This is a genomic window from Asticcacaulis biprosthecium C19, from assembly GCF_000204015.1.
Lineage (GTDB): Bacteria > Pseudomonadota > Alphaproteobacteria > Caulobacterales > Caulobacteraceae > Asticcacaulis > Asticcacaulis biprosthecius.
In genome coordinates this window covers 1-17964 of record NZ_GL883080.1, presented here as the reverse complement: position 1 = coordinate 17964, position 17964 = coordinate 1, and the positions used below count along the sequence as shown (strand labels likewise).

At 62.6% G+C, this 17964-nt stretch carries 20 protein-coding genes; 5 read left to right on the top strand and 15 right to left on the bottom strand.

Going from position 1 to position 17964, the window contains the following annotated elements; genetic code table 11:
• Positions 1 to 49: 49 nt before the first annotated feature.
• Positions 50 to 1297 carry a glycosyltransferase family 4 protein gene (locus tag ABI_RS18760; RefSeq protein WP_006274633.1) on the bottom strand — a complete coding sequence of 416 codons (1248 nt, stop codon included), beginning with the start codon at positions 1295 to 1297 and terminating at the stop codon, positions 50 to 52.
• A 107-nt stretch (positions 1298 to 1404) separates the two neighbouring features.
• Here ABI_RS18760 and ABI_RS18755 point away from each other — a divergent pair, with 107 nt between their 5' ends.
• Positions 1405 to 1758 carry an ArsR/SmtB family transcription factor gene (locus ABI_RS18755; RefSeq protein WP_006274632.1) on the top strand — a complete coding sequence of 118 codons (354 nt, stop codon included), beginning with the start codon at positions 1405 to 1407 and terminating at the stop codon, positions 1756 to 1758.
• Complete coding sequence (locus ABI_RS18750; RefSeq protein ID WP_050808359.1) at positions 1745 to 2290, top strand: SRPBCC family protein; 546 nt, start codon at positions 1745 to 1747, stop codon at positions 2288 to 2290. Before ABI_RS18755 ends, ABI_RS18750 begins: the two co-directional genes overlap by 14 nt.
• Here ABI_RS18750 and ABI_RS18745 read toward each other — a convergent pair.
• Positions 2287 to 3063 carry a DUF2306 domain-containing protein gene (locus tag ABI_RS18745; RefSeq protein ID WP_006274630.1) on the bottom strand — a complete coding sequence of 259 codons (777 nt, stop codon included), beginning with the start codon at positions 3061 to 3063 and terminating at the stop codon, positions 2287 to 2289. The genes ABI_RS18750 and ABI_RS18745 overlap by 4 nt on opposite strands.
• Positions 3060 to 3467, bottom strand: coding sequence for a hypothetical protein (locus ABI_RS18740; protein ID WP_006274629.1), 408 nt, complete (start codon positions 3465 to 3467; stop codon positions 3060 to 3062). The genes ABI_RS18745 and ABI_RS18740 overlap by 4 nt, the downstream gene beginning before the upstream one ends.
• Positions 3468 to 3586: 119 nt before the next feature.
• On the opposite strand from ABI_RS18740, the gene ABI_RS18735 reads away from it, so the two are divergent.
• Both ABI_RS18735 and ABI_RS18730 read left to right on the top strand, forming a co-directional pair.
• Entirely contained in the window at positions 3587 to 4615 is a 1029-nt protein-coding gene (locus tag ABI_RS18735; RefSeq protein ID WP_006274628.1) for an AraC family transcriptional regulator, read from the top strand.
• A gap of 115 nt (positions 4616 to 4730) precedes the next feature.
• The gene (locus ABI_RS18730; protein WP_006274627.1) at positions 4731 to 5171 is read left to right on the top strand and encodes a hypothetical protein; all 441 of its coding nucleotides are present in this window, start codon (positions 4731 to 4733) and stop codon (positions 5169 to 5171) included.
• Positions 5172 to 5369: 198 nt separating this feature from the next.
• Here the strand turns inward: ABI_RS18730 and ABI_RS18725 are convergent, their stop codons facing one another.
• From ABI_RS18725 to ABI_RS18695, 7 genes are all read right to left on the bottom strand, one after another.
• Positions 5370 to 6224, bottom strand: coding sequence for an NAD-dependent epimerase/dehydratase family protein (locus ABI_RS18725; RefSeq protein ID WP_006274626.1), 855 nt, complete (start codon positions 6222 to 6224; stop codon positions 5370 to 5372).
• Complete coding sequence (rfbC, locus tag ABI_RS18720) at positions 6217 to 6744, bottom strand: dTDP-4-dehydrorhamnose 3,5-epimerase (protein ID WP_006274625.1); 528 nt, start codon at positions 6742 to 6744, stop codon at positions 6217 to 6219. The genes ABI_RS18725 and rfbC overlap by 8 nt, the downstream gene beginning before the upstream one ends.
• A complete protein-coding gene (locus tag ABI_RS18715) occupies positions 6744 to 7982 on the bottom strand; it encodes a class I SAM-dependent methyltransferase (RefSeq protein WP_006274624.1) in 1239 nt (412 codons plus the stop codon). The genes rfbC and ABI_RS18715 overlap by 1 nt, the downstream gene beginning before the upstream one ends.
• Positions 7975 to 9009 (bottom strand): CDP-glucose 4,6-dehydratase, encoded by a 1035-nt coding sequence (gene rfbG / locus ABI_RS18710; protein WP_006274623.1) that lies wholly within the window; start codon positions 9007 to 9009, stop codon positions 7975 to 7977. The genes ABI_RS18715 and rfbG overlap by 8 nt, the downstream gene beginning before the upstream one ends.
• Positions 9003 to 9773, bottom strand: a complete 771-nt coding sequence (gene rfbF, locus ABI_RS18705) for a glucose-1-phosphate cytidylyltransferase (protein WP_006274622.1) — start codon at positions 9771 to 9773, stop codon at positions 9003 to 9005. Before rfbF ends, rfbG begins: the two co-directional genes overlap by 7 nt.
• Entirely contained in the window at positions 9770 to 12184 is a 2415-nt protein-coding gene (locus ABI_RS18700) for an O-linked N-acetylglucosamine transferase family protein (RefSeq protein WP_006274621.1), read from the bottom strand. Before ABI_RS18700 ends, rfbF begins: the two co-directional genes overlap by 4 nt.
• Before the next feature lie 287 nt (positions 12185 to 12471).
• Complete coding sequence (locus tag ABI_RS18695) at positions 12472 to 13053, bottom strand: hypothetical protein (protein WP_006274620.1); 582 nt, start codon at positions 13051 to 13053, stop codon at positions 12472 to 12474.
• A 118-nt stretch (positions 13054 to 13171) separates the two neighbouring features.
• On the opposite strand from ABI_RS18695, the gene ABI_RS18690 reads away from it, so the two are divergent.
• Positions 13172 to 13615 carry a MarR family winged helix-turn-helix transcriptional regulator gene (locus tag ABI_RS18690; RefSeq protein WP_050808358.1) on the top strand — a complete coding sequence of 148 codons (444 nt, stop codon included), beginning with the start codon at positions 13172 to 13174 and terminating at the stop codon, positions 13613 to 13615.
• Between the two features lie 14 nt (positions 13616 to 13629).
• Here the strand turns inward: ABI_RS18690 and ABI_RS18685 are convergent, their stop codons facing one another.
• The 5 genes from ABI_RS18685 to ABI_RS18665 all read right to left on the bottom strand — a co-directional run bounded on the left by ABI_RS18685 (position 13630) and on the right by ABI_RS18665 (position 17468).
• Positions 13630 to 14421 carry a MetQ/NlpA family ABC transporter substrate-binding protein gene (locus tag ABI_RS18685; RefSeq protein WP_006274618.1) on the bottom strand — a complete coding sequence of 264 codons (792 nt, stop codon included), beginning with the start codon at positions 14419 to 14421 and terminating at the stop codon, positions 13630 to 13632.
• A gap of 9 nt (positions 14422 to 14430) precedes the next feature.
• A complete protein-coding gene (locus ABI_RS18680; RefSeq protein ID WP_006274617.1) occupies positions 14431 to 15105 on the bottom strand; it encodes a methionine ABC transporter permease in 675 nt (224 codons plus the stop codon).
• Positions 15102 to 16094 carry a methionine ABC transporter ATP-binding protein gene (locus ABI_RS18675; RefSeq protein ID WP_040309852.1) on the bottom strand — a complete coding sequence of 331 codons (993 nt, stop codon included), beginning with the start codon at positions 16092 to 16094 and terminating at the stop codon, positions 15102 to 15104. Before ABI_RS18675 ends, ABI_RS18680 begins: the two co-directional genes overlap by 4 nt.
• A gap of 183 nt (positions 16095 to 16277) precedes the next feature.
• Positions 16278 to 16955, bottom strand: a complete 678-nt coding sequence (locus tag ABI_RS18670) for a hypothetical protein (RefSeq protein ID WP_040309733.1) — start codon at positions 16953 to 16955, stop codon at positions 16278 to 16280.
• 111 nt (positions 16956 to 17066) lie between these two features.
• Positions 17067 to 17468 (bottom strand): hypothetical protein, encoded by a 402-nt coding sequence (locus ABI_RS18665; RefSeq protein WP_040309732.1) that lies wholly within the window; start codon positions 17466 to 17468, stop codon positions 17067 to 17069.
• Positions 17469 to 17964: the final 496 nt, after the last annotated feature.

Sequence of the window (17964 nt, the reverse complement as noted above, 5' to 3'; positions counted from 1 at the left end):
GAAACGGCGTGACCGGGCAGGCATAACCACCTGAGGCTGTGCCGAAAATTCAGGCGCTTTTGGCTTTCTTCAGCACCACCGGCAGGCCACTGACCCGCTCGATCATCCTAAGTTGCTGCGGGACGCAGGTCTGCAGGTCATAACGGCCAAGGATGGTCTCACGCGCGGCGGCGCGGATGGCGGGCGCGTTCGGGTCTTCCAGGGCACGCACGACGTTCTCGACCAGGGCGCCCGGGTCGAAGAAGTCGGTCAGCCAGCCATTCTCGCCTTCCTTCAGCACCTCAAGCACCGGCGCCGTATTCGACGCGATCATGCGGCAGCCGGCCGACATGGCCTCCATGAAGGACCACGACAGGACGAAGGGATAGGTCAGGTAGATGTGCGCCGTCGACACCTGCAGCAGGGAGATATAGCGGTCGTAGGGCAGATGGCCCAGGAAGTGAACGCGGTCAGAACCCGGGACTGACGGCAGCCCGATCTCTTCGATCATGACGTCCTTCCAGGTGTCGCCCTTTTTCGGCTTGGATCCGTAGGACACGCCGGTCGCGCCGCAGACCAGGACGGTAGCATTGGGCCGCGCCTTCAGCAGTTCCGGCAGAGCGCGCATAAACGTCGGGAAGCCGCGATAGGGTTCCAGGTTACGCGCCACATAGGTGATGACCTCGTCCTGGGGTGTCAGAACACGGCCATCGGCGAGCACGAACTTCGCATTGGGATTCGGCCTGGCCGTATTGGTGTCGATGCCATCGAAGACGACATTAATCTTGTCCTGAAACGGCTTTGGGTGACGCGACTTCTGCCACTGGGTCGGGCTCCAACCGGCGTCGCACAATTCCAGGCTCAGGAGCAGATGGGCGTTGCGGGTGCGGATGCGGCAATGGTCGTCGAAGGTCGTCGAGGTCGCCGGATCGAAGCCGAAATCGGCGCCACGCGTCGAATAATAGAATTCGCAATAGCTGATCAGCGGCGAGTTGGGGAAGCTCTCCTTGACGAACAGGGTCTCGCCCCAACCCGGGTGCGCCATGACCAGGTCGGGCCGCCAGCCTTCCTTGCGCAGATCCTGACAGATGCGGGTCACGGCCTGGCCATGCAGCACGCCGTTCTCGAACTGGCGCATATAGTGGTGCGTCGAGTCGCGGACCTCGCGGTGGGGCTCGTACATCAGCTTCTGCACGCCGGGGATCTCGATCTCCTTGCGCTTGGTGATGAAGCGGACATCGTGCCCGGCCCCGGCCAGCAAGGGCGCCAGATGCTTGAACTGGCCCGGCATATTCTGATGGATGAGAAGGATTTTCATGATGCGCAGATTTGCGTTGCCCCGCGCAACCTGTCAACCGCCGAGGTTGCAACAAACATTCAACCAATCGGTTGACAATGCTCACCGGAGACTCTACATTCAACCACATGGTTGAACATGCTATTCTCGATGCCGTGTTTCACGCCCTGTCCGATGGCACCCGCCGCTCCATGCTGCGGCAACTGACACAAGGCGAAACAACGGTCGGCGACCTGGCCGCCCCCCACCCCATGTCGCTGGCGGCGGCGTCCAAGCATATCCGTGTGCTGGAGGACGCTGGCCTCGTCCGGCGCGAGATCCGGGGACGCAACCATATCTGCCGCCTGGAAGCGGCGCCGATGCATGCCGGCCAGGAATGGATCCGGCATTTCGAACGGTTCTGGACCGAACGCCTCGATGTCCTCGAGGCCCTTCTCATCGAAGATGACAAAGCCAAAGGAGAACAGAATGACCCTGACTGACACCGTGGACGACTACGCCCGGTCCATAAACGCCGACACCATACGCCTCGAACGCCTGCTGCCCGGCCCGCGCGAGCGCCTGTGGCGCTATCTGACCGAGCCCGACCTGCGCCGCCGCTGGCTGGGGGCTGGCGAATTCAGCCTGTCGAACGGCGGCGATATCGAACTGATCTTCAACAACAACGGCCTGACGCCGGGCGACGCGCCGCCACCGGCGGCCTTCGAAGCCTTCGGCGAGGAACAGCGCCTGCAAGGCCATATCTTGGACTGCGAGCCGACCTCGCTCCTGGCCTTCACCTGGGGTACCAGCCCTGAAGCGGCGCACGTCCGGTTCGACCTGGCCGACGCAGGCGACAAGGTCCGCTTGACCATCACCCATAGCCGCGCCCCTGAACGCACCGAAAGGGTGATGGTCTCAGCCGGCTGGCACAGCCATCTCGACGTCCTGGCCGCCGAACTGGAAGGCAAGTCGCCCGAAGGCTTCTGGCGCAGTTTCGGCAACCTCTTCCCGCACTATGACCGGATGATTTAGGCCGCCTTCTTGCGGGGCAGGTGTTCGACCACCAGCCAGATCACGATGGCCAGCAGCGGGAATACCACCGGCGCGAACTGCCAGAAGGTGCCGACCACGGCCTTCGGCAGGACCTGCTGCTGGCCGAGGAAGAAGGAGCCCGAAGCGATGAACAGCGACATGCACATCCGCCACAGGTGACGCGATATGCGCGACACGCCGGCTATGCTGCGCCGGAGGATGACGTGGATCTCACCTGCCGCCGCAAACAGTCCGGCAACGATAAACAGCGCGAAGGCCTGGGGCGGCGATCCATCCACGGTTCCGGACGGATCATTTGCCCCCTGCCACATGAAAAGCCCACCGGCAGCAACGATCGACAGGGCCACGGCCAAACCACCATATTCGATCCAGCCGACCTTCGGGTCGCGCCGCCGCGCCGCCAGGAAGGCCGTGATCAGCAGGTACAGCGCCAGGATTCCGGCGACGAAGTTGGGACGTTGGCCCTCGGTCAGGAAGGGCGCCACACCGGCACCGATGGCGTAGGTGACGAACATCGAGGCGAAAAAGACCTTGCCCGCCGCGCGATGGACGGTTTTCCCTTTCGGGCTCAGTATGGCGGTCGCACCCGACAGCATGCCCAGAGTGCCTCCACCGATATGGGCCCACAGGAGGGCGGTTGCCCCCCAGTGCATCCAGATGGGCGCATCCGGCGCGGCCTGCAGGTTTTCGGCCATGGCAGGCCCGGCCAGGAAGGCCGCCATCACGGCGGCGCAGATGACAATCCGGTTCATGCCGTCACCCGCCAGGGTTCGATGCCGCCAACATAGGTTTTGAAGACATAGGACCACGGCACGGCAAACACGAACGGAGCTACCATGGCACAGGCAAAAAGCATGTTTGCGGTCTGGGCATCAATGGTGCCGGCCTGCCAGCGCGGCACGGCCACCGCCAGGATCCAGATCAGTTTCCAGACGAGTTCAAACAGAATCAGCGGCAGGAACTTAAGGGGCGCCAACAGGCCCAATACCGACAACAGACCCAGAGCGCTCAACATGGCCGTAACGGCCGCTTCCATTAACGGCATGGTGGTGGCGGTCGGCACCTTTGTCCAGAACTGCCAGGCCAGGCCGACAACCAGAACCAGGTAACACGCCCGCAACAGGTACAGGCGCACCAGCGAAACCTCTTTCAACACAACTCTCCCCTATTCTTGTCTTTCAGCTAACAGCGATATCGTGTAGCCGCAAGGGGCGGCTGGCAATGACCGCCGGTGACACGGGTATTGACCGTGCGTAACAAAAAGGGTGTTTGAGCGTGGAAGCAACGGTTTCAGCCGGGCTGGCATCAGGGCTTATCGATTTTGCATCCGCCGGCGGTGCCAACCGCGATGCCCTGATCAAAGGCGCCGGTCTTTCGCCGCACAAGCTGAAAAACCCGGACAACCGCATCCCGTTCCATCAGTATACTGACCTGATGCGTCTGGCCCAGGCAGCGACCGGCGATCCCGCTTTGGCGCTGCATTTCGGCGAGCAGGTCGGCATGTCCGAGGTCTCGGTCCTTGGCCTGATCATGGAGGCCTCGGCGACGATGGGAGAGGCGTTCCTGCAGCTTCAGCGCTATGGCCGCCTGGCCACCGAGTTCGTCGACAGCGATCCCGGTCCGCGGGTCATGCTCATGCCCAGGGATGGCAAGCTGTACATGGTTTTCAACCGCAGCCAGCCCAACGACTTTCCCGAAATGACCGAGGAATCCTTCGCCCGCCTGGTCTGCGGTCCGCGCCGCTTCCTGCCCCAGCCGCACGTCATGGCCATCCATGTCACCCATCCGGCACCTGTCTACCGTTCGGAATATGATCGCGTATTTCAATGCCCGGTGCATTTCTCCTCAGACTGGAACGCTATGGAGTTGCACCCTGAGATCACCGGCTGGAAGGTAGCGCAAAACCCGCGCTATGTCTTCGGCCTGCTGACCAAACATGCCGATAGCCTGCTGGCCGAGCTGGACGCCACGCGCACCCTGAAAGGCCGGCTGGAAGCTCTGCTGCTGGCGGATCTGCACAAAGGCGATCTTGGGGGCGACGTCAGCGCCGACGCCATGGCGTCGCGCCTGGGCTTCAGCCGCCAGACCCTGTTCCGCAAGCTGAAGGAGGAAGGCACGAGCTTTGCTGCGGTGTTGGACGGTTTGCGGCGGCGTCTGGCCGAGGACTATCTGCGCGGCGGCAAGGCCTCGATCTATGAGACCGCCTATCTGGTCGGGTTCTCGGAACCGGCCGCCTTTGCCCGCGCCTTCAAGCGGTGGACGGGGCGGACGCCGGGCCAGTTCTGCAAGGCCAGTCAGGCGTGACGGCCTTTCCAATACTTATGGCTTCTTAATTCCCACCACCCGATGTGCTGCGATATTACTTACACCCGGGCTGCTAGGGTGCGCTGCGATATTCCCCCCTTCAAGGAGCCCGAACATGGATACGTTGGACAAGGTCACCACACCGCAAACGCCGCCTCTGACCGGCCGCTACAATGACGACGACTTCGACATCGACGCCCCCGGCAACCTGCAAGCCCAGGTCGCCGGAAAGGCTGACGAGGTGGTTCAGGACGTCAAGGATGCCGTTCGCAAGATCAATTGGTGGCAGGTGGCGGGCTATGTCGCCGCAGGCGCCGCTGTCGTGGGCGCGGTGGCTGCCTACGCCAACTACCGCCACGAGCAGCGCAAGCCAGCCAGCCGCCTGGAGCGCCTGCGCGACCAGCTAGGGCTGTCGGATGTCGATTTCCGCCATCTGCGCTCGACCTACAACAAGGTCGACTTCGACCGCCTGAACGAAACCCGCCGCCATCTCGGCAGCGCGGCCAAGAAGGCGACCCACACCGGCGCCCTCAAGGTTGCCGAGTGGACGCGGTAAGGTTCGCGACGTCTCGATCGCAAGCCCCGGCTGTCACGGCCGGGGCTTTTTTCATGTCCGATTTGCACGGTGCACTCTACCCATCCTCAGGAATAGGTTGTCAAAGAGCAGACGACCAAGTCGTAAGATCTGCGCGAACTGCAGCCACGGTTCTCGCACTCTCCTGAGCCGCGCTATCGCACCCAAAAGCGGAACAGGTCATCGGAACCCGCTCACATAGATGTTCAAGGCTGCCTTCAGGTCGAACGTCGGGATACCCAGCGCGTTCAGTCTGGCCACGTCGGCCACCATGTACGGCGGATCTTCCGGACGGTCCGGCAAGGCGCCGAACTCGGCCCGCAAAGGCCGGCCCGTTGCGGCTTCGATCAACGGTGCCAAATCGCGCAGGCTGAGCCCGACACCGCTGGCGATATTGACGGCACCACTCAGGTTCGAGGTCGCCACGGCCGCCACGCGCTCGCCACACGCCTGGGTGCTTAGGAAATCACGCACCTGACGGCCGGACGAGCAGCGCGCCGGCTCGCCCGTCAGGGCGCAACGGATCAGGTGCGGCACGATCCGCGCCGGGTTTTCGCCCGGACCGAACAGCAGGAACAGGCGTGCCCAGGCGTAGTCGATCCCCTGCCCGGCCAGCCATTGGTGCAGGTCGTTCTTGGCGCGGCCATAGGGTGTCGCCGGGGCCAGCGGATCGTTCTCGCGCCACGGCGTCGTATCGGAACGCACCCAGTCGTATTCGGCGCAGGTGCCGACGCCGATGACACGCCGCCCCCCCGCTTCGGCAAAGGCCGCAAACAACGCCTTGCTGGCGTCAAGCCAGACCGCGTTTTCCGGTGCGTGCCAGAACCGGCCGTGTTCGGTGTACCAGGCATTGTGCAGCAGATGGGTCGGCCGGATACGCGCCATCGCCGCCCGCACCGCCGCCGTGTTGAGCAGGTCCAGCGGTTCCGCCGTCGACCGGCCGACCGCGTGAACTTCGAAACCGGCGCCGACCAGGTGGGCCAGGGTATGGCGGCCGATGAGGCCTGACGCGCCGGTGACCAGGATCCTAGACATGGTCAGGCCAGTTGCGGTCGCGGTCCGAAATGACAACGGGTTCGGTCGGCCAGGCAATACCAAACGCCGGATCGTCCCACCGCACCCCGCCAGCATGGCCCGGCGCATAGGCGGTGTCGATCATGTAGTGGACCCAGGCATCATCGCTCAGGGTGATAAAGCCGTGGGCCACGCCGCGCGGCAGGAACAGCGCCGCGTCACGGCTTTCGTCCAGTTCGAGGCCAAACCAGCGGCAATAGCTGGCCGAGTCAGGTCGCAGGTCGACCGCGACGTCGAAAATCCGGCCACGCAGGCAACGAACGAGCTTTTGCTCACCGAAGGGCGCGCCCTGAATGTGCATGCCGCGCAGGGTCGCCGTCTTGAGGTTTCGCGAGAGGCTTTCCTGGATTGGCTCGAAGTCTAGTCCCGCCGCCGCAAACGTGTCGCGGCACCAGGTGCGCACAAAGCTGCCGCGGTCATCGGCGGCGGATTCGCTTTCCACCACCACGACACCGTCGATGAGGGTCGGGGTCAGTCGCATTACCAGACCTTGAGCTGAGGAATGGCCGTGACGAAGCGCCCGCCCCAGGCGGCAATGTCTTTCCAGTCGGCGCGGATCTCGTCGATCAGGTTCCACGGCAGGACCAGCAGGTAGTCCGGTTTGACCTCGGCGATCCGTTCGGGCGCGACGATCGGGATATGGCTGCCCGGCAGGAGGTGATCCTGTTTGTGCGGGCTGCGGTCGGCGACAAAAAGTATCTGGTCGCTACCGATGCCGGCAACATTGAGCAAGGTATTGCCCTTGGCGGCGGCGCCATAGGCGGCGACCGACTTGCCGTCCCGGCGGGCATCGCCCAGGAATTGGCGCAATTCTGTCACGACCTGCGCCACCTTGTCCGCCATGCCGGAATAGCCGTCAACCGTGTCGAGCCCGGCGTCGGACTCTTCACGGCGCAGGGCCAGCAGGCGCTCGGTGGGAAGGCCCGCGCGCGGATCGTCGCTGTGACAGACGAAGATGCGCAGCGATCCGCCGTGGGTCGGCAAGGCCTGGGCGTCGAACAGGGTCAGGCCATGATGCGCGAAGACGCGGTTCAGGGTGACCAGCGAGAAGTAGCTATAGTGTTCGTGATAGATGGTGTCGAACTGGACGTGACGGATCAGTTGCAGGACGTGCGGAAATTCGATCGTCACCGTGCCCGTCGGCGCCAGCAGGATCTTGAACCCCGCCACGAAATCATTGAGGTCGGGCACGTGGGCCAGGACGTTATTGGCCGCCATCAAATCGGCCGGGCCGCGTTCTGCCACGACACGCCTTGCGGTGTCAGCACCGAAAAAGACGGCCTCCGTCGGCACACCCTGGGCTCGGGCGGCTTCGGCGACGTTTTCGGCAGGTTCAATGCCAAGGCACGGAATGCCGGCGGCGACGAAATTGCGCAGCAGGTAACCGTCATTGCTGGCGATCTCGACCACGAAGCTTTGGCCATCAAGTTTCAGCCGTTCGATCATGTCGTGGCTGTACGCTTGGGCATGTTTCAGCCAGCTTGAGGAGAAGGACGAGAAATAGGCGTAGTCGGAGAAGATATGGTCAGCCGGCACCACCGGCTGGGCCTGGACCAGCAGGCAATCGTCGCACAACCGCACCATCAACAGATAGGACGGTTCCGGCCGGTCCAGCGCTTCGGCCTTCAGGTAGGAATTGGCCAGGGGCGTCTCGCCGAGGTCAAGGAAGATGCGGTTCAAAGGCCGGTTACAGAACCGGCAAAGCTGGGGATCAGCCACGGCGATAGTCCTTTATGTAGGTGTCGAGCTGGTCGTGGGTGACGCGGGTGGCGGGCTCGCCGGTCAGGTAGCGACGGTACCAGTCGCCGGCCCAGCGAATGGCGTCGTCCTGAGACAAGGCATTGTCGAAACCCAGCACCGAACGGCTCAAGGCTACATCCAGCTCCAAACGGGTGCGTTCGGGCTTGTCGTCCGATGGCACGACCTGCCACGGCACCGTCTGGCCCAGCGCGGCTTCCATCAGAGTAATCACCTCTCGCACTGTCAAACCTTCGGCGCCGGGGCCGAAGTTGAGCGCCGGCGGCAGGCCTGGCTGGCCAAGGCGTTCCGCATAGATCAGGTAGCCGAAAATGATGTCGAGTACGTGCTGCCACGGCCGTGTCGCTTCCGGGTGGCGAAGTTTAAGCCCGGACTGCGACTGGACGGCGCGGACGATGTCGGGGATCAGCCGATCGGCGGCGAAGTCACCCCCACCGATGACATTGCCGGCCCGCGCCGTGGCAACGCGCAGCCGGCAGGCCCGTGCCGCGGCGTGGACGGCGATCTCACAAGCGGCCTTCGAAGCACTGTAGGGGTCTTCGCCGTCAAGGGCGTCGTCTTCGGTGAAGAATTGGCCGGTGTTGCGGTTGCGATAGACCTTGTCGCTGGTGATCATCAGGATAGCGGGGTCGCCACCACCGGCATGGACAGCTTCCAGCAGATTGAGGCTGCCAGCGATGTTGGTTTCCATGGTCTCGAACGGCCGGTCGAACGACGCCCGCACAAGAGCCTGGGCTGCCAGGTGCAGGATGACCTCGGGTTCGGCGGCATCGACCGCGGCGCGCACGGCGGCGCGGTCGCGGATGTCGACCGCGGCGTCATCGCCACCACCGAGAAGTCCGTGCAGGCTCGGGGTATCGGCGGCCAGGCTGAGGCCGGTGACCTTCGCGCCGAGACGTTCCAGGACCACGCGCGTCCAGCAGCCCTTGAAGCCGGTATGGCCGGTTAGCAGGACGCGGCGCCGGCGCCAGAAGTCCGGGCTTACCATACCCGCCACGGCGCCTTCCCGGTCGCCCAGAGCTGCTCGAGCTGGGTCTTGTCGCGCAGGGTGTCCATCGGCTGCCAGAAACCATCATGGCGGTAGGCGCTGAGCTGGCCTTCGGCAGCCAGGCGTTCCAGCGGTTCGCGCTCCCACACTGTGGCGTCACTGGCGATATAGTCGATGACCTTACGCGACAACACGAAGAACCCGCCATTGATATAGGCGCCGTCGCCGCGTGGCTTTTCAAGGAAGTGGCCGACCTTTTCGCCCTGGATGTCCAGGGCGCCGAAGCGACCCGGCGGCTGGACCCCAGTGACCGTGGCCAGGCCGCCATGGCCCTTGTGAAAAGCTATAGCGGCCGAGATGTCGATATCGCCGACGCCGTCGCCATAAGTCAGGCAGAAGTCGTCATCGTCGCCGAGATAGCGGGCGGCCCGGCGGACGCGGCCGCCGGTTTCGGTGTCCTCGCCGGTTTCAACCAGGGTGACCGACCAGTCCTCGGCCTGGCTGTCATGAAAATGCAGCCGGTTGTCGCGCAGATCGATGGTCAGGTCCGAGCGGTGCATCAGGTAGTTGGCGAAGAAGTCCTTGATAATATAGCCCTTGTAGCCCAGGCAGATGACGAATTCGCGGATGCCGTGGGCGGCGTAGATCTTCAGGATATGCCACAGGATGGGCATGCCGCCGATTTCGATCATCGGTTTGGGGCGCGTCTGGGACTCCTCGCTGATGCGGGTGCCACGGCCACCGGCCAGGATCATCGCCTTCATGTCACCACCTCGGCCACCACTTCGGCTACCTTTGCGTAGAAGTTGTCGACGAAGCGCTGGGCCTGGCCCAAGGGATTGTCGGCGATGCGTTGCCGCAGGGTTTGCCGAAGGTCCTGCCGGCGCGCCCGGTCGCCGGCCAGGGTCACGGCCGTTTCGATATAGTCGTCGACCGTGAAGGTGCACAAATCCGCCAGGCCGGTGTTGGACAGGTTGGAATAGCTGATGCGTTCGAAGAAGGCGGCGCCCACAAGGGTGATAGTCGGCACGCCCATCCACAGGGCTTCGCAGGTCGTGGTTCCGCCCGTATGAGGGAACGGATCCAGGGCGATGTCGATCTGGTTATAATGCGGCAGGTGGTTGCCGCGGATAGCGATATAGGCAATGCGGTCAGCCGTGACGCCATGCTCGGCGAACAGCTTTTCGGCATTAGCGCGGAAGGCCGGCACGTCGCCTTCCGGCCGCAGAAACAGGAAGCGCGAACCTGGCACGCGGTTGAGGATCTTCGCCCAGGCGGCGATGGCGTCGGCGCCGTATTTGAGCGGATTATTGGCCGTGCCGAAGGTTATGACGCCGTTGCGGTCTTCCGGTGTCGACGATTCGATGGCGACATCGGTGAACAGATGCTGACGTCCCAGCGTGACCCAGGTTTCCGGCAGTTCGAACGGCTTTTCGGCCAGAAGCCGCGTGTCGGGCGGATTGATATAGGGGTCGACCAGGATATAGTCGATTTCTGGCAGGCCGATCGAATGAGGATAGCCCAGCCAGCTCACCTGGACCGGCGCCGGCCGGTAGGCCATGACCTCGATCTTGTTCATCGCCGTCGAACCGCCCAGTTCGAACAGAATATCCAGTTCGTCGGCGGCGATTCCCCGGGCGACATCGACATCAGCCATCTTCGGCCACAGGCGGAAATGGTCGACTGTATCGGCGATCAGGCGTTGATGACCGTCGGCCTCGCGTTCGTAGAACGAATAGCAATAGACTTCGAAGCGTTCGCGGTCATAGGAATCGAGCAGCGGCAGGGCGAAATAGGTCACCGGGTGATTGCGCAGGTCGCTCGACATGAAGCCGACGCGAATCTTGTCGCGCTTGCCCCGCGGCTTGGCATCGATCCGGTTCGAAGCGACGCGCTGCGATACCCGGTTGCCCCAGGTCGTGTGGTAGCCCAGCAGGCGCAGGCGGTCGTCCAGGGTGACCACCCGGGCCATTTCGGCGTGAAAGGCGGAGATGTTGTTCTGACGTTGCCAGGCGTCATAAAGGTCCTTCGGCGGACCCAGGCGCTCGGTCGCGGCATAGTCCAGACACCGCACCAGAACCCCCTTCAGCCGCGACGCTTCCTTCTGGACGCCCTGAGGATAGCGGCGAATGATATCCAGGGCCAGGTCGTAAGAGGCCTGGATATGGGCAGCTTCATTGCCGTAGCGGCTGGCATTCAGGCTATCGCACAGGGTGGCCAGGGCGCGCAGGGAGCCGCCATCGAGGCTGATGGCCTTGGCAAAACAGCTATTGGCCTTTTCGCGATCGAGGAAGAGAAGCATGTTGCCAAAGCCCATCCAGCCGTCGACATGGTTGGGATGAAGCGGCAACAGGTGGTTGTAGGCGGCTATGGCCTCTTCGGTCTTTCCGGTGCGGCGCAGTAGGTCGGCGCGCGACAGCAACAGGCCGGGCTCGTTAGGAAACTGGCGTAAATAGCGGTCCAGCGCCGTATGCGCCTCCTCGGTCCGGTTGAGGCGGGTCAGGGTGAAAATCAGGTCGGACACCGCCTTGAGGTTTCCCGGCGACAGGCCAAGTGCCATGCGGAAGTCGCGCACCGCCTGGTCCGATTTGCCATTCTGCTGGCGCGTCCGCCCCAACAGGCGGAAATACTCCCCCTCCTTGGGTTGCAACTGAGTCGCCTTGAGGAACATGGCCTCGGCCTTTTCGGCCTCTTCGAGGTCGAAATAGACATTGCCGAGATTGACCACCGGCATGATGCTTCTGGGGTCCTTGCGGTGCGCCAGGAGCAGGACGTCCAGGGCTTCCCGCAGGCGGCCCTGGCGTTTCAGCGTGACGCCCATCAGGTTCATCAGCGACAGGTCCTTGCCCTTGGTGACGTGGGGCCGCAGGACGGCCTCGGCGCCGGCGTGGTCTCCCGACTCCAGCAGGGCAAAGGCGTAGTCCTTATAGACGACGGCCGCTTTGTTGCCGGCGGCGATAGCACGGGCCAGGTACTGGGCGGCTGCGTCGAAGTCGCGGAGCTTCAGATAGAGTCCACCGATATCGGTCAGCAGATGCGGTGACGGGCTGCCGCAGGCCTCGGCCTGTAACATCAGATCCAGCGCGCCGCGACCGTCGCCGGCGGCTCGTTGTTGCTGGCCCTGCATATAGAGAAACCGTGAATCTGAGGCTGTCCCCGCCGTACTGGAATTCATTTCAATATGGTCCGCAAATCAGAAAGCGCAAATGAATATGACCCGGCACGAAAAGACAAGCCCATGGCGGAAATTCCATCAAAACGATCCGGTGATGACGGACGGCAACAGTTGACATACGAATGTCCGTTGTGCGGCATTAACCACAGACCCGACGCCACGAAAAGCTCTGTCATTGGGCGCGCGCCTCGGGCCAAGGGAGCAGAACGATGGACATGAGAGCTGTTACATACGATGGGCTAAGGAACACCGCGACGATCGGCTAATTGACTGCGGCTTTTCTCCGTTCAGGCCACGTGTTGGGCGCGCGGCCTGAACACGGCGATGATCGCGGACACCAAGGCGATGACGACGCCGGCAATGGCCCACAGATAGGTCAGCCCATAAATCGCAAATTTGAGACAGGCGAAAGTGGAATAGGGATAGACGAGCCAGTCGGCGAAACTCAGCGGATCGGCCAGCATCACAAGGGAGACGAGGTTCTCCAAGGCGTCGAACAGCGGCGCCATCGGCGCGATGACGATCATAGCTTTGGCGACGCCCCTGGCCCAGGATTTGGCCGGCAGGCTGCGGTACACCGCCGCCATAAGGGTAAAAAAGGCGGCAAACACCGTCAGCATATAACCATAGTCGAAGACCTGCACCCAGACATAGGTGCCGAAGGTGCCACGTTCAGCCAGGATGGCGTACCAGGACTTGACCTTGGCCGCATCGAAACTCGTCTGCCCTTCGAAGAAGCTCACCGGAAACTGCGACAACTTGTAAAGCGCATCCAACTCATGCTGGGCAAACTGGCTGACCGCCACCAGGGCTATGGCGGAGATCCACCAAACCCACAGCGGAAAACGGGATAAGAGCGATGTGATCACAGGAGCTCTCCTCAATTTTTATATTCCTTAGAATGTTTTATTATATTCCTCAGAATGCATTGTCAAGTTCAACCAGATCGCTTTATGTGATACCCAATATGCGGACCGAACCCTGCCCATGACTGACCAGCGCGCCCCCTTGATCCAACGCGGAATCGTCGATTTGATGATCGCGACAGACCGCTTGCGCTTTCAGATCGAGACGTCCCTGCGCCCGGTCGGGATCAACCTGACCCAGATGAGTTTGCTGAACCACTTTTCGTGGCGGCCCGATCATGCCCAGAGCATCACCGAGTTGACCGAGGTCATGGCGATCAATCAGCCGGGCGTCACCAAGGCGGTGGCCGCCCTGGCGGACAAGGGTTTGGTGGAGAAGATCGATTCCGCCGAAGACGCACGGGTGAAGCAAGTCAAGATCACAGCCAAGGGTCTCGACGTGCTGAACCAGGCGCGCCGGGCCGCCTATCCGCCGGTGGAAGCGGCCTTCGGCCAACTGGACGACGGTGAACTGGCGGCGTTCGTGGGGCACCTTCGGAAGATGAAGGCGTATCTGACGGAGTAGGTGGGGCCGTTGGCCTAAGCCTTGGCCGCGATCACCGCACCATGATAGGTCGCCGCAATAAAATCGCGCACCTTCTGAGACGTCAAAGCCGCCGCCAGAGCCATAATCCGCGGATCGGTCTTGTTCTCCTCACGCGCCACCAGATAGTTGAGATACGGGCTGTCGGGACCTTCAATGATCAGGGCATCCTTCTGCGGATCCAGCTTGGCGTCCAGGGCATAGTTCGTGTTGATCAGCGCCAGGTCGACCTCGCCCAGCACCCGCGGCAGGGACGGCGATTCCAGCTCCTTGAACACAAACCCCTTCGGATTGGCCACGATGTCCTTGGGCGTGGCGGCAATATTGCTGGGATCCTTCAGGGTGATGACACCGTTCTTGTGCAGCAGGATCAGGGCGCGGCCGGTATTGGTCGCATCGTTAGGGACGGCGATGACCGCGCCGGGCTTCAGCTCGGCGATGGTCTTGACCTTGCGCGAATAGGCACCGAACGGCTCGACATGGACGCCGACCACAGGCACCAGCTTCGTGCCGCGCTCGGTATTGAACGCGTCGAGATATGGCAGGGTCTGGAAATAGTTGGCGTCGATCAGCTTCTGGTCGACCTGCAGGTTGGGCTGGACGTAATCGTTGAATACCTTGATTTGCAGGTCGATCCCCTGCCCCGCCAGGTCCGGCTGGATGGCCTTCAGGATCTCGGCGTGCGGCACGGCCGTGGCGGCCACGGTCAGGACATTGGCCTTGGATTGTGGTTGGGCGCAGGCGCCAACGGCAAGGCCCGACAGGATGAAAAGACGGCGAGACAGCATCGGAAGCTCCTATCGTTTGTGGAAACGCGCCACCAGGGCGTCGCCGAACATTTGCAGACCCTGTACCAGGACGATGATCAGGGCGACCGTGACGACCATGACGTCGGTCTGGAAACGTTGGTAACCGTAGCGCACGGCCAGGTCGCCCAGCCCCCCTGCCCCGACAACACCAGCCATGGCGGTGTAGGAGACGAGCGCGATGGCGGTCACCGTGACGGCGGCGACCAGGCCGGGCATGGCTTCGGGCACAAGTGTGTGCAGCACGATCTGGCGCTTGCTGGCCCCGAGTGCCTGGGTCGCCTCGACGACCGAGCGGTCGACTTCGCGAAGCGCCGTCTCGACCAGGCGGGCGAAGAAGGGCGCGGCACCCAGGACAAGCGGCGGAATAGCGCCACGCACACCCAAAGACGTGCCGACCAAGGCCAGGGTTACAGGGATCAGCAAGATAAACAGAATGACGAACGGGATCGAACGCAGCACATTGACCACGAAACTGAGCAAGCCATAAGTCAGCCGGTTGGGCGCCAGGCCGGTCGGCGAGGTCACCGACAACCACACGCCCAGAGGCAGGCCCAGCCCTACGCTAAGCACCAGCGAGCCAAGCAGCATGGCCACGGTTTCCCAACTGGCCAGGGCGATCTCAACGGGGTCTATGTTGCTGAAAAACTGGAGGACGTCGTTCATGCCACCGCCTCCACGCGGACGCCGCTGTGTTTCAGGCGCTCGATGACCAGGCCGCGGTCGGGGCCGGCAATATCGACGATCAGATGACCATAGGGCACGGACTTCAGCGCCGAGACCTGGCCGGAGAGGATGCTGAAGCGGACGTGCGCGCCCTGGGTCGCAGCGCTTAGGGCGTCACCGGTGACCACATCGCCGAAATAGGTCAGGCGCAGTCGGTCTTCGGACGCGCCGATTTCGGCGGGCGGCACCGGCAGCAGGTGGCGGCTCAGGCTGCGGGCAGCCTCGCTTTGCGGGTCGAACAGAACCTGGGCGACGGTGCCGACCTCGGCGAGGCGGCCATGATCCAGCACGGCGACACGGTCGCAGATGCGGCGCACCACCTCCATCTCGTGGGTGACAATGACGACGGTCAGCCCCAGATCGCGGTTCAGTTCGCTCAACAGGTCGAGCACACCCTGGGTCGACTCGCCATCCAGCGCGCTGGTCGGCTCGTCGCACAGCAAGATGTCCGGGCTGTTGGCGAGGGCGCGCGCAATGGCCACGCGCTGCTTTTGTCCACCAGACAACTGCGCCGGATATTTGTGGGCGTGGTCGGCGAGGCCCACCCGATTGAGCAGATCATCGACTTTTTTATGGTCGGTAGCTTCGAGCTTCGGCTTGGCCAGTTCCAGCGCGAAGGCGACATTCTGGCGGGCGGTGCGCGACGATAGCAGGCCGAACTGCTGAAAGATCATGCCCAGCTTGCGACGCAACTGTATGAGGTCGCGGGGCGAAACGGTGCTTAGGTCTGTGCCGTCGATGCGCACACGCCCGCGGGTGGGCGTTTCCAACCGGTTGATCAGCCGGACCAGGGTCGATTTTCCCGAACCGGACAGTCCGATAATACCGAACACCTCGCCACGTTTGACATCGAAACTGACGTCACTCAACGCATCCTGCGAACGGCCGGAAGCGGTGAAACGTTTGGCAATGGCTTCGAACTGGATCAGCGACACGGGGGCTCGGACGGTAAAGTTGCGGCTGTAACGGATAGGGGCTTACCGCGCTGTCTACAAGCCAGCTTTTTCAAAGCCAAGGCTTAGGGGAGCTATCGGGTAAAGGGCGTGGCGACCGCTACAAAGAAAGCCGCACCGGAACCGGCGCGGCTCTCTTCTGGATCGAAAAGGCCGTTGTTATTGAGGCGCGGCTTCAGCCGGCCGCGCTTTCGTGGCGGCACTGCCCCAGGTGTAACCCGGCTCGAAGGGAGCCCCTTCGATTTCCAGGGCATAGATACCGTTATAGCCGCACGGGCCTTCCGCGCCGTTGGTGTAAACCGCAGGAAGGATCGATTGCGCCGCCGGCTGTCCCGCCAGCCACGCCTTGGGGGCATCCAGGGACAGATCCTGCCCCAAGTCCGCGCCGCTCAGGTCGAAAGCACCGGCATAGACCACCTGTCCGACCTCGAGGTTGAAGGACGGCGCTCCCAGGCAAAAGCCCAGGGCCGGCGCCAGGCCGATCGAGGCAATGCGCCAGCGGCCCGGCGGCGCCGCAATGGCCAGCAGGTTTCCGGTTTTCTTGGCGAAAAGCGTGCCGATATAAAAACCGAGCTGGTCCGGGGCATGATCCGTGGCCGACGGGAAGCTGTTCTTATCGGCGCCCATACGCACCAGCGAAATGCCGACGCCGTTTTTGGCACTGATGCCTTTCAGATTGATGATGACAACCCCGGCATCCGGAATGACGGAATCGATGTCCGACGGTTGCAGGACCTTTAGCAGCCATTTGGGATCCAGCGTCACCGGTTTCAGCGGGGTCATTTCGGGCAGGGCGACCTTTGTCAGCGGCGATTCGGTGGCGGCCTTGAAGCTCAACACCCCTTCATTGTTATGTTTCGGCCGGATGGCGAACCGTGGCACGGCGGCGTTGGCGGCGCCGGTGACCAGGGCGCTTACGACCTCGCCATGAGGCTGCTCGGCCCCTACCTAGGGGCTGATCTGGGCCACCAGTTCCGCCGGCGGCAATTTCGCCAGTTTCTTGCCTTCGGCATCCGGAACCCGGACAACGCGCCAGCCATGAACCACCATGCAATTTTCGAGACTGATGGCGAAGGCGCCGCGATCGGCGGCGTCCGATAGCGCGTCAGAGATCATGAATCCCAACAGGCCATTGGCCGTGGCCCGATTGACCTGGCCGCCAAAGGACTGGACCTTCATGGCTTCGGTAGCGCAGGCGACCACTTCGACGTCGTGGTCGGCTATCGTGGCGCCCGACTTATTGTAGTAGGTGTAACCCGGCGTCATTTTGGACAGGTCTGCCGCCGCCAGAGCGAAACCCGGCATGGCCATGATCGACATGGCCGCAATCATTGCAAGCTTGGTGCGCATAAATCCGCCTTTTGGATATAGCCCACAACGGTCCTGACCTCTTCCAGCGGAATATTGAAGTCTTTTGTTACCCAGCCGTCAGAGGTAAAAATGTTGCCTGAGCACGCTGCTCATTCGGCAGGAGGCGCTTCTGTCGCCGCTGTAAGAATTGATTAAAGCGCCGGTAATCCAGCGGACGCATTGTGGCGCTAGGCCGTCAGCTTAGCTGGCGGAATGTGTTTGTGTGTAAACAACAGGTGCTGTCATGGATGACGTGTTCTTTGTACTGACGAGCGGAATTTTCACCATCTTCGGCGGGTTGTTTGTCCTTCTCGTCCTGTCCCCCAGTTCATGGTCGCTCCGCGCCAACGATCCGGAATAGGGTCGTTGCCCTCTACGAAACCGTCGCATGGTTGAGCGACAGGTGGCGATTGGCCAGAATCTCCTGTTTGACACCGTCCATCCGCGCGACCAGCCCCAGGGCATCCTGCGGCGACACATCCTCTTGCCAGTTTTT

Excerpts from the sequence above, each read along its gene's own strand:
- ABI_RS18760 (WP_006274633.1), bottom strand. The coding sequence starts at position 1,297 with ATGAAAATCCTTCTCATCCATCAGAATATGCCGGGCCAGTTCAAGCAT.
- ABI_RS18755 (WP_006274632.1), top strand. The coding sequence starts at position 1,405 with ATGGTTGAACATGCTATTCTCGATGCCGTGTTTCACGCCCTGTCCGAT.
- ABI_RS18750 (WP_050808359.1), top strand. The coding sequence starts at position 1,745 with ATGACCCTGACTGACACCGTGGACGACTACGCCCGGTCCATAAACGCC.
- ABI_RS18745 (WP_006274630.1), bottom strand. The coding sequence starts at position 3,063 with ATGAACCGGATTGTCATCTGCGCCGCCGTGATGGCGGCCTTCCTGGCC.
- ABI_RS18730 (WP_006274627.1), top strand. The coding sequence starts at position 4,731 with ATGGATACGTTGGACAAGGTCACCACACCGCAAACGCCGCCTCTGACC.
- ABI_RS18725 (WP_006274626.1), bottom strand. The coding sequence starts at position 6,224 with ATGTCTAGGATCCTGGTCACCGGCGCGTCAGGCCTCATCGGCCGCCAT.
- rfbC (WP_006274625.1), bottom strand. The coding sequence starts at position 6,744 with ATGCGACTGACCCCGACCCTCATCGACGGTGTCGTGGTGGTGGAAAGC.
- rfbG (WP_006274623.1), bottom strand. The coding sequence starts at position 9,009 with ATGGTAAGCCCGGACTTCTGGCGCCGGCGCCGCGTCCTGCTAACCGGC.
- rfbF (WP_006274622.1), bottom strand. The coding sequence starts at position 9,773 with ATGAAGGCGATGATCCTGGCCGGTGGCCGTGGCACCCGCATCAGCGAG.
- ABI_RS18700 (WP_006274621.1), bottom strand. The coding sequence starts at position 12,184 with ATGAATTCCAGTACGGCGGGGACAGCCTCAGATTCACGGTTTCTCTAT.
- ABI_RS18690 (WP_050808358.1), top strand. The coding sequence starts at position 13,172 with ATGACTGACCAGCGCGCCCCCTTGATCCAACGCGGAATCGTCGATTTG.
- ABI_RS18685 (WP_006274618.1), bottom strand. The coding sequence starts at position 14,421 with ATGCTGTCTCGCCGTCTTTTCATCCTGTCGGGCCTTGCCGTTGGCGCC.
- ABI_RS18680 (WP_006274617.1), bottom strand. The coding sequence starts at position 15,105 with ATGAACGACGTCCTCCAGTTTTTCAGCAACATAGACCCCGTTGAGATC.
- ABI_RS18665 (WP_040309732.1), bottom strand. The coding sequence starts at position 17,468 with ATGCGCACCAAGCTTGCAATGATTGCGGCCATGTCGATCATGGCCATG.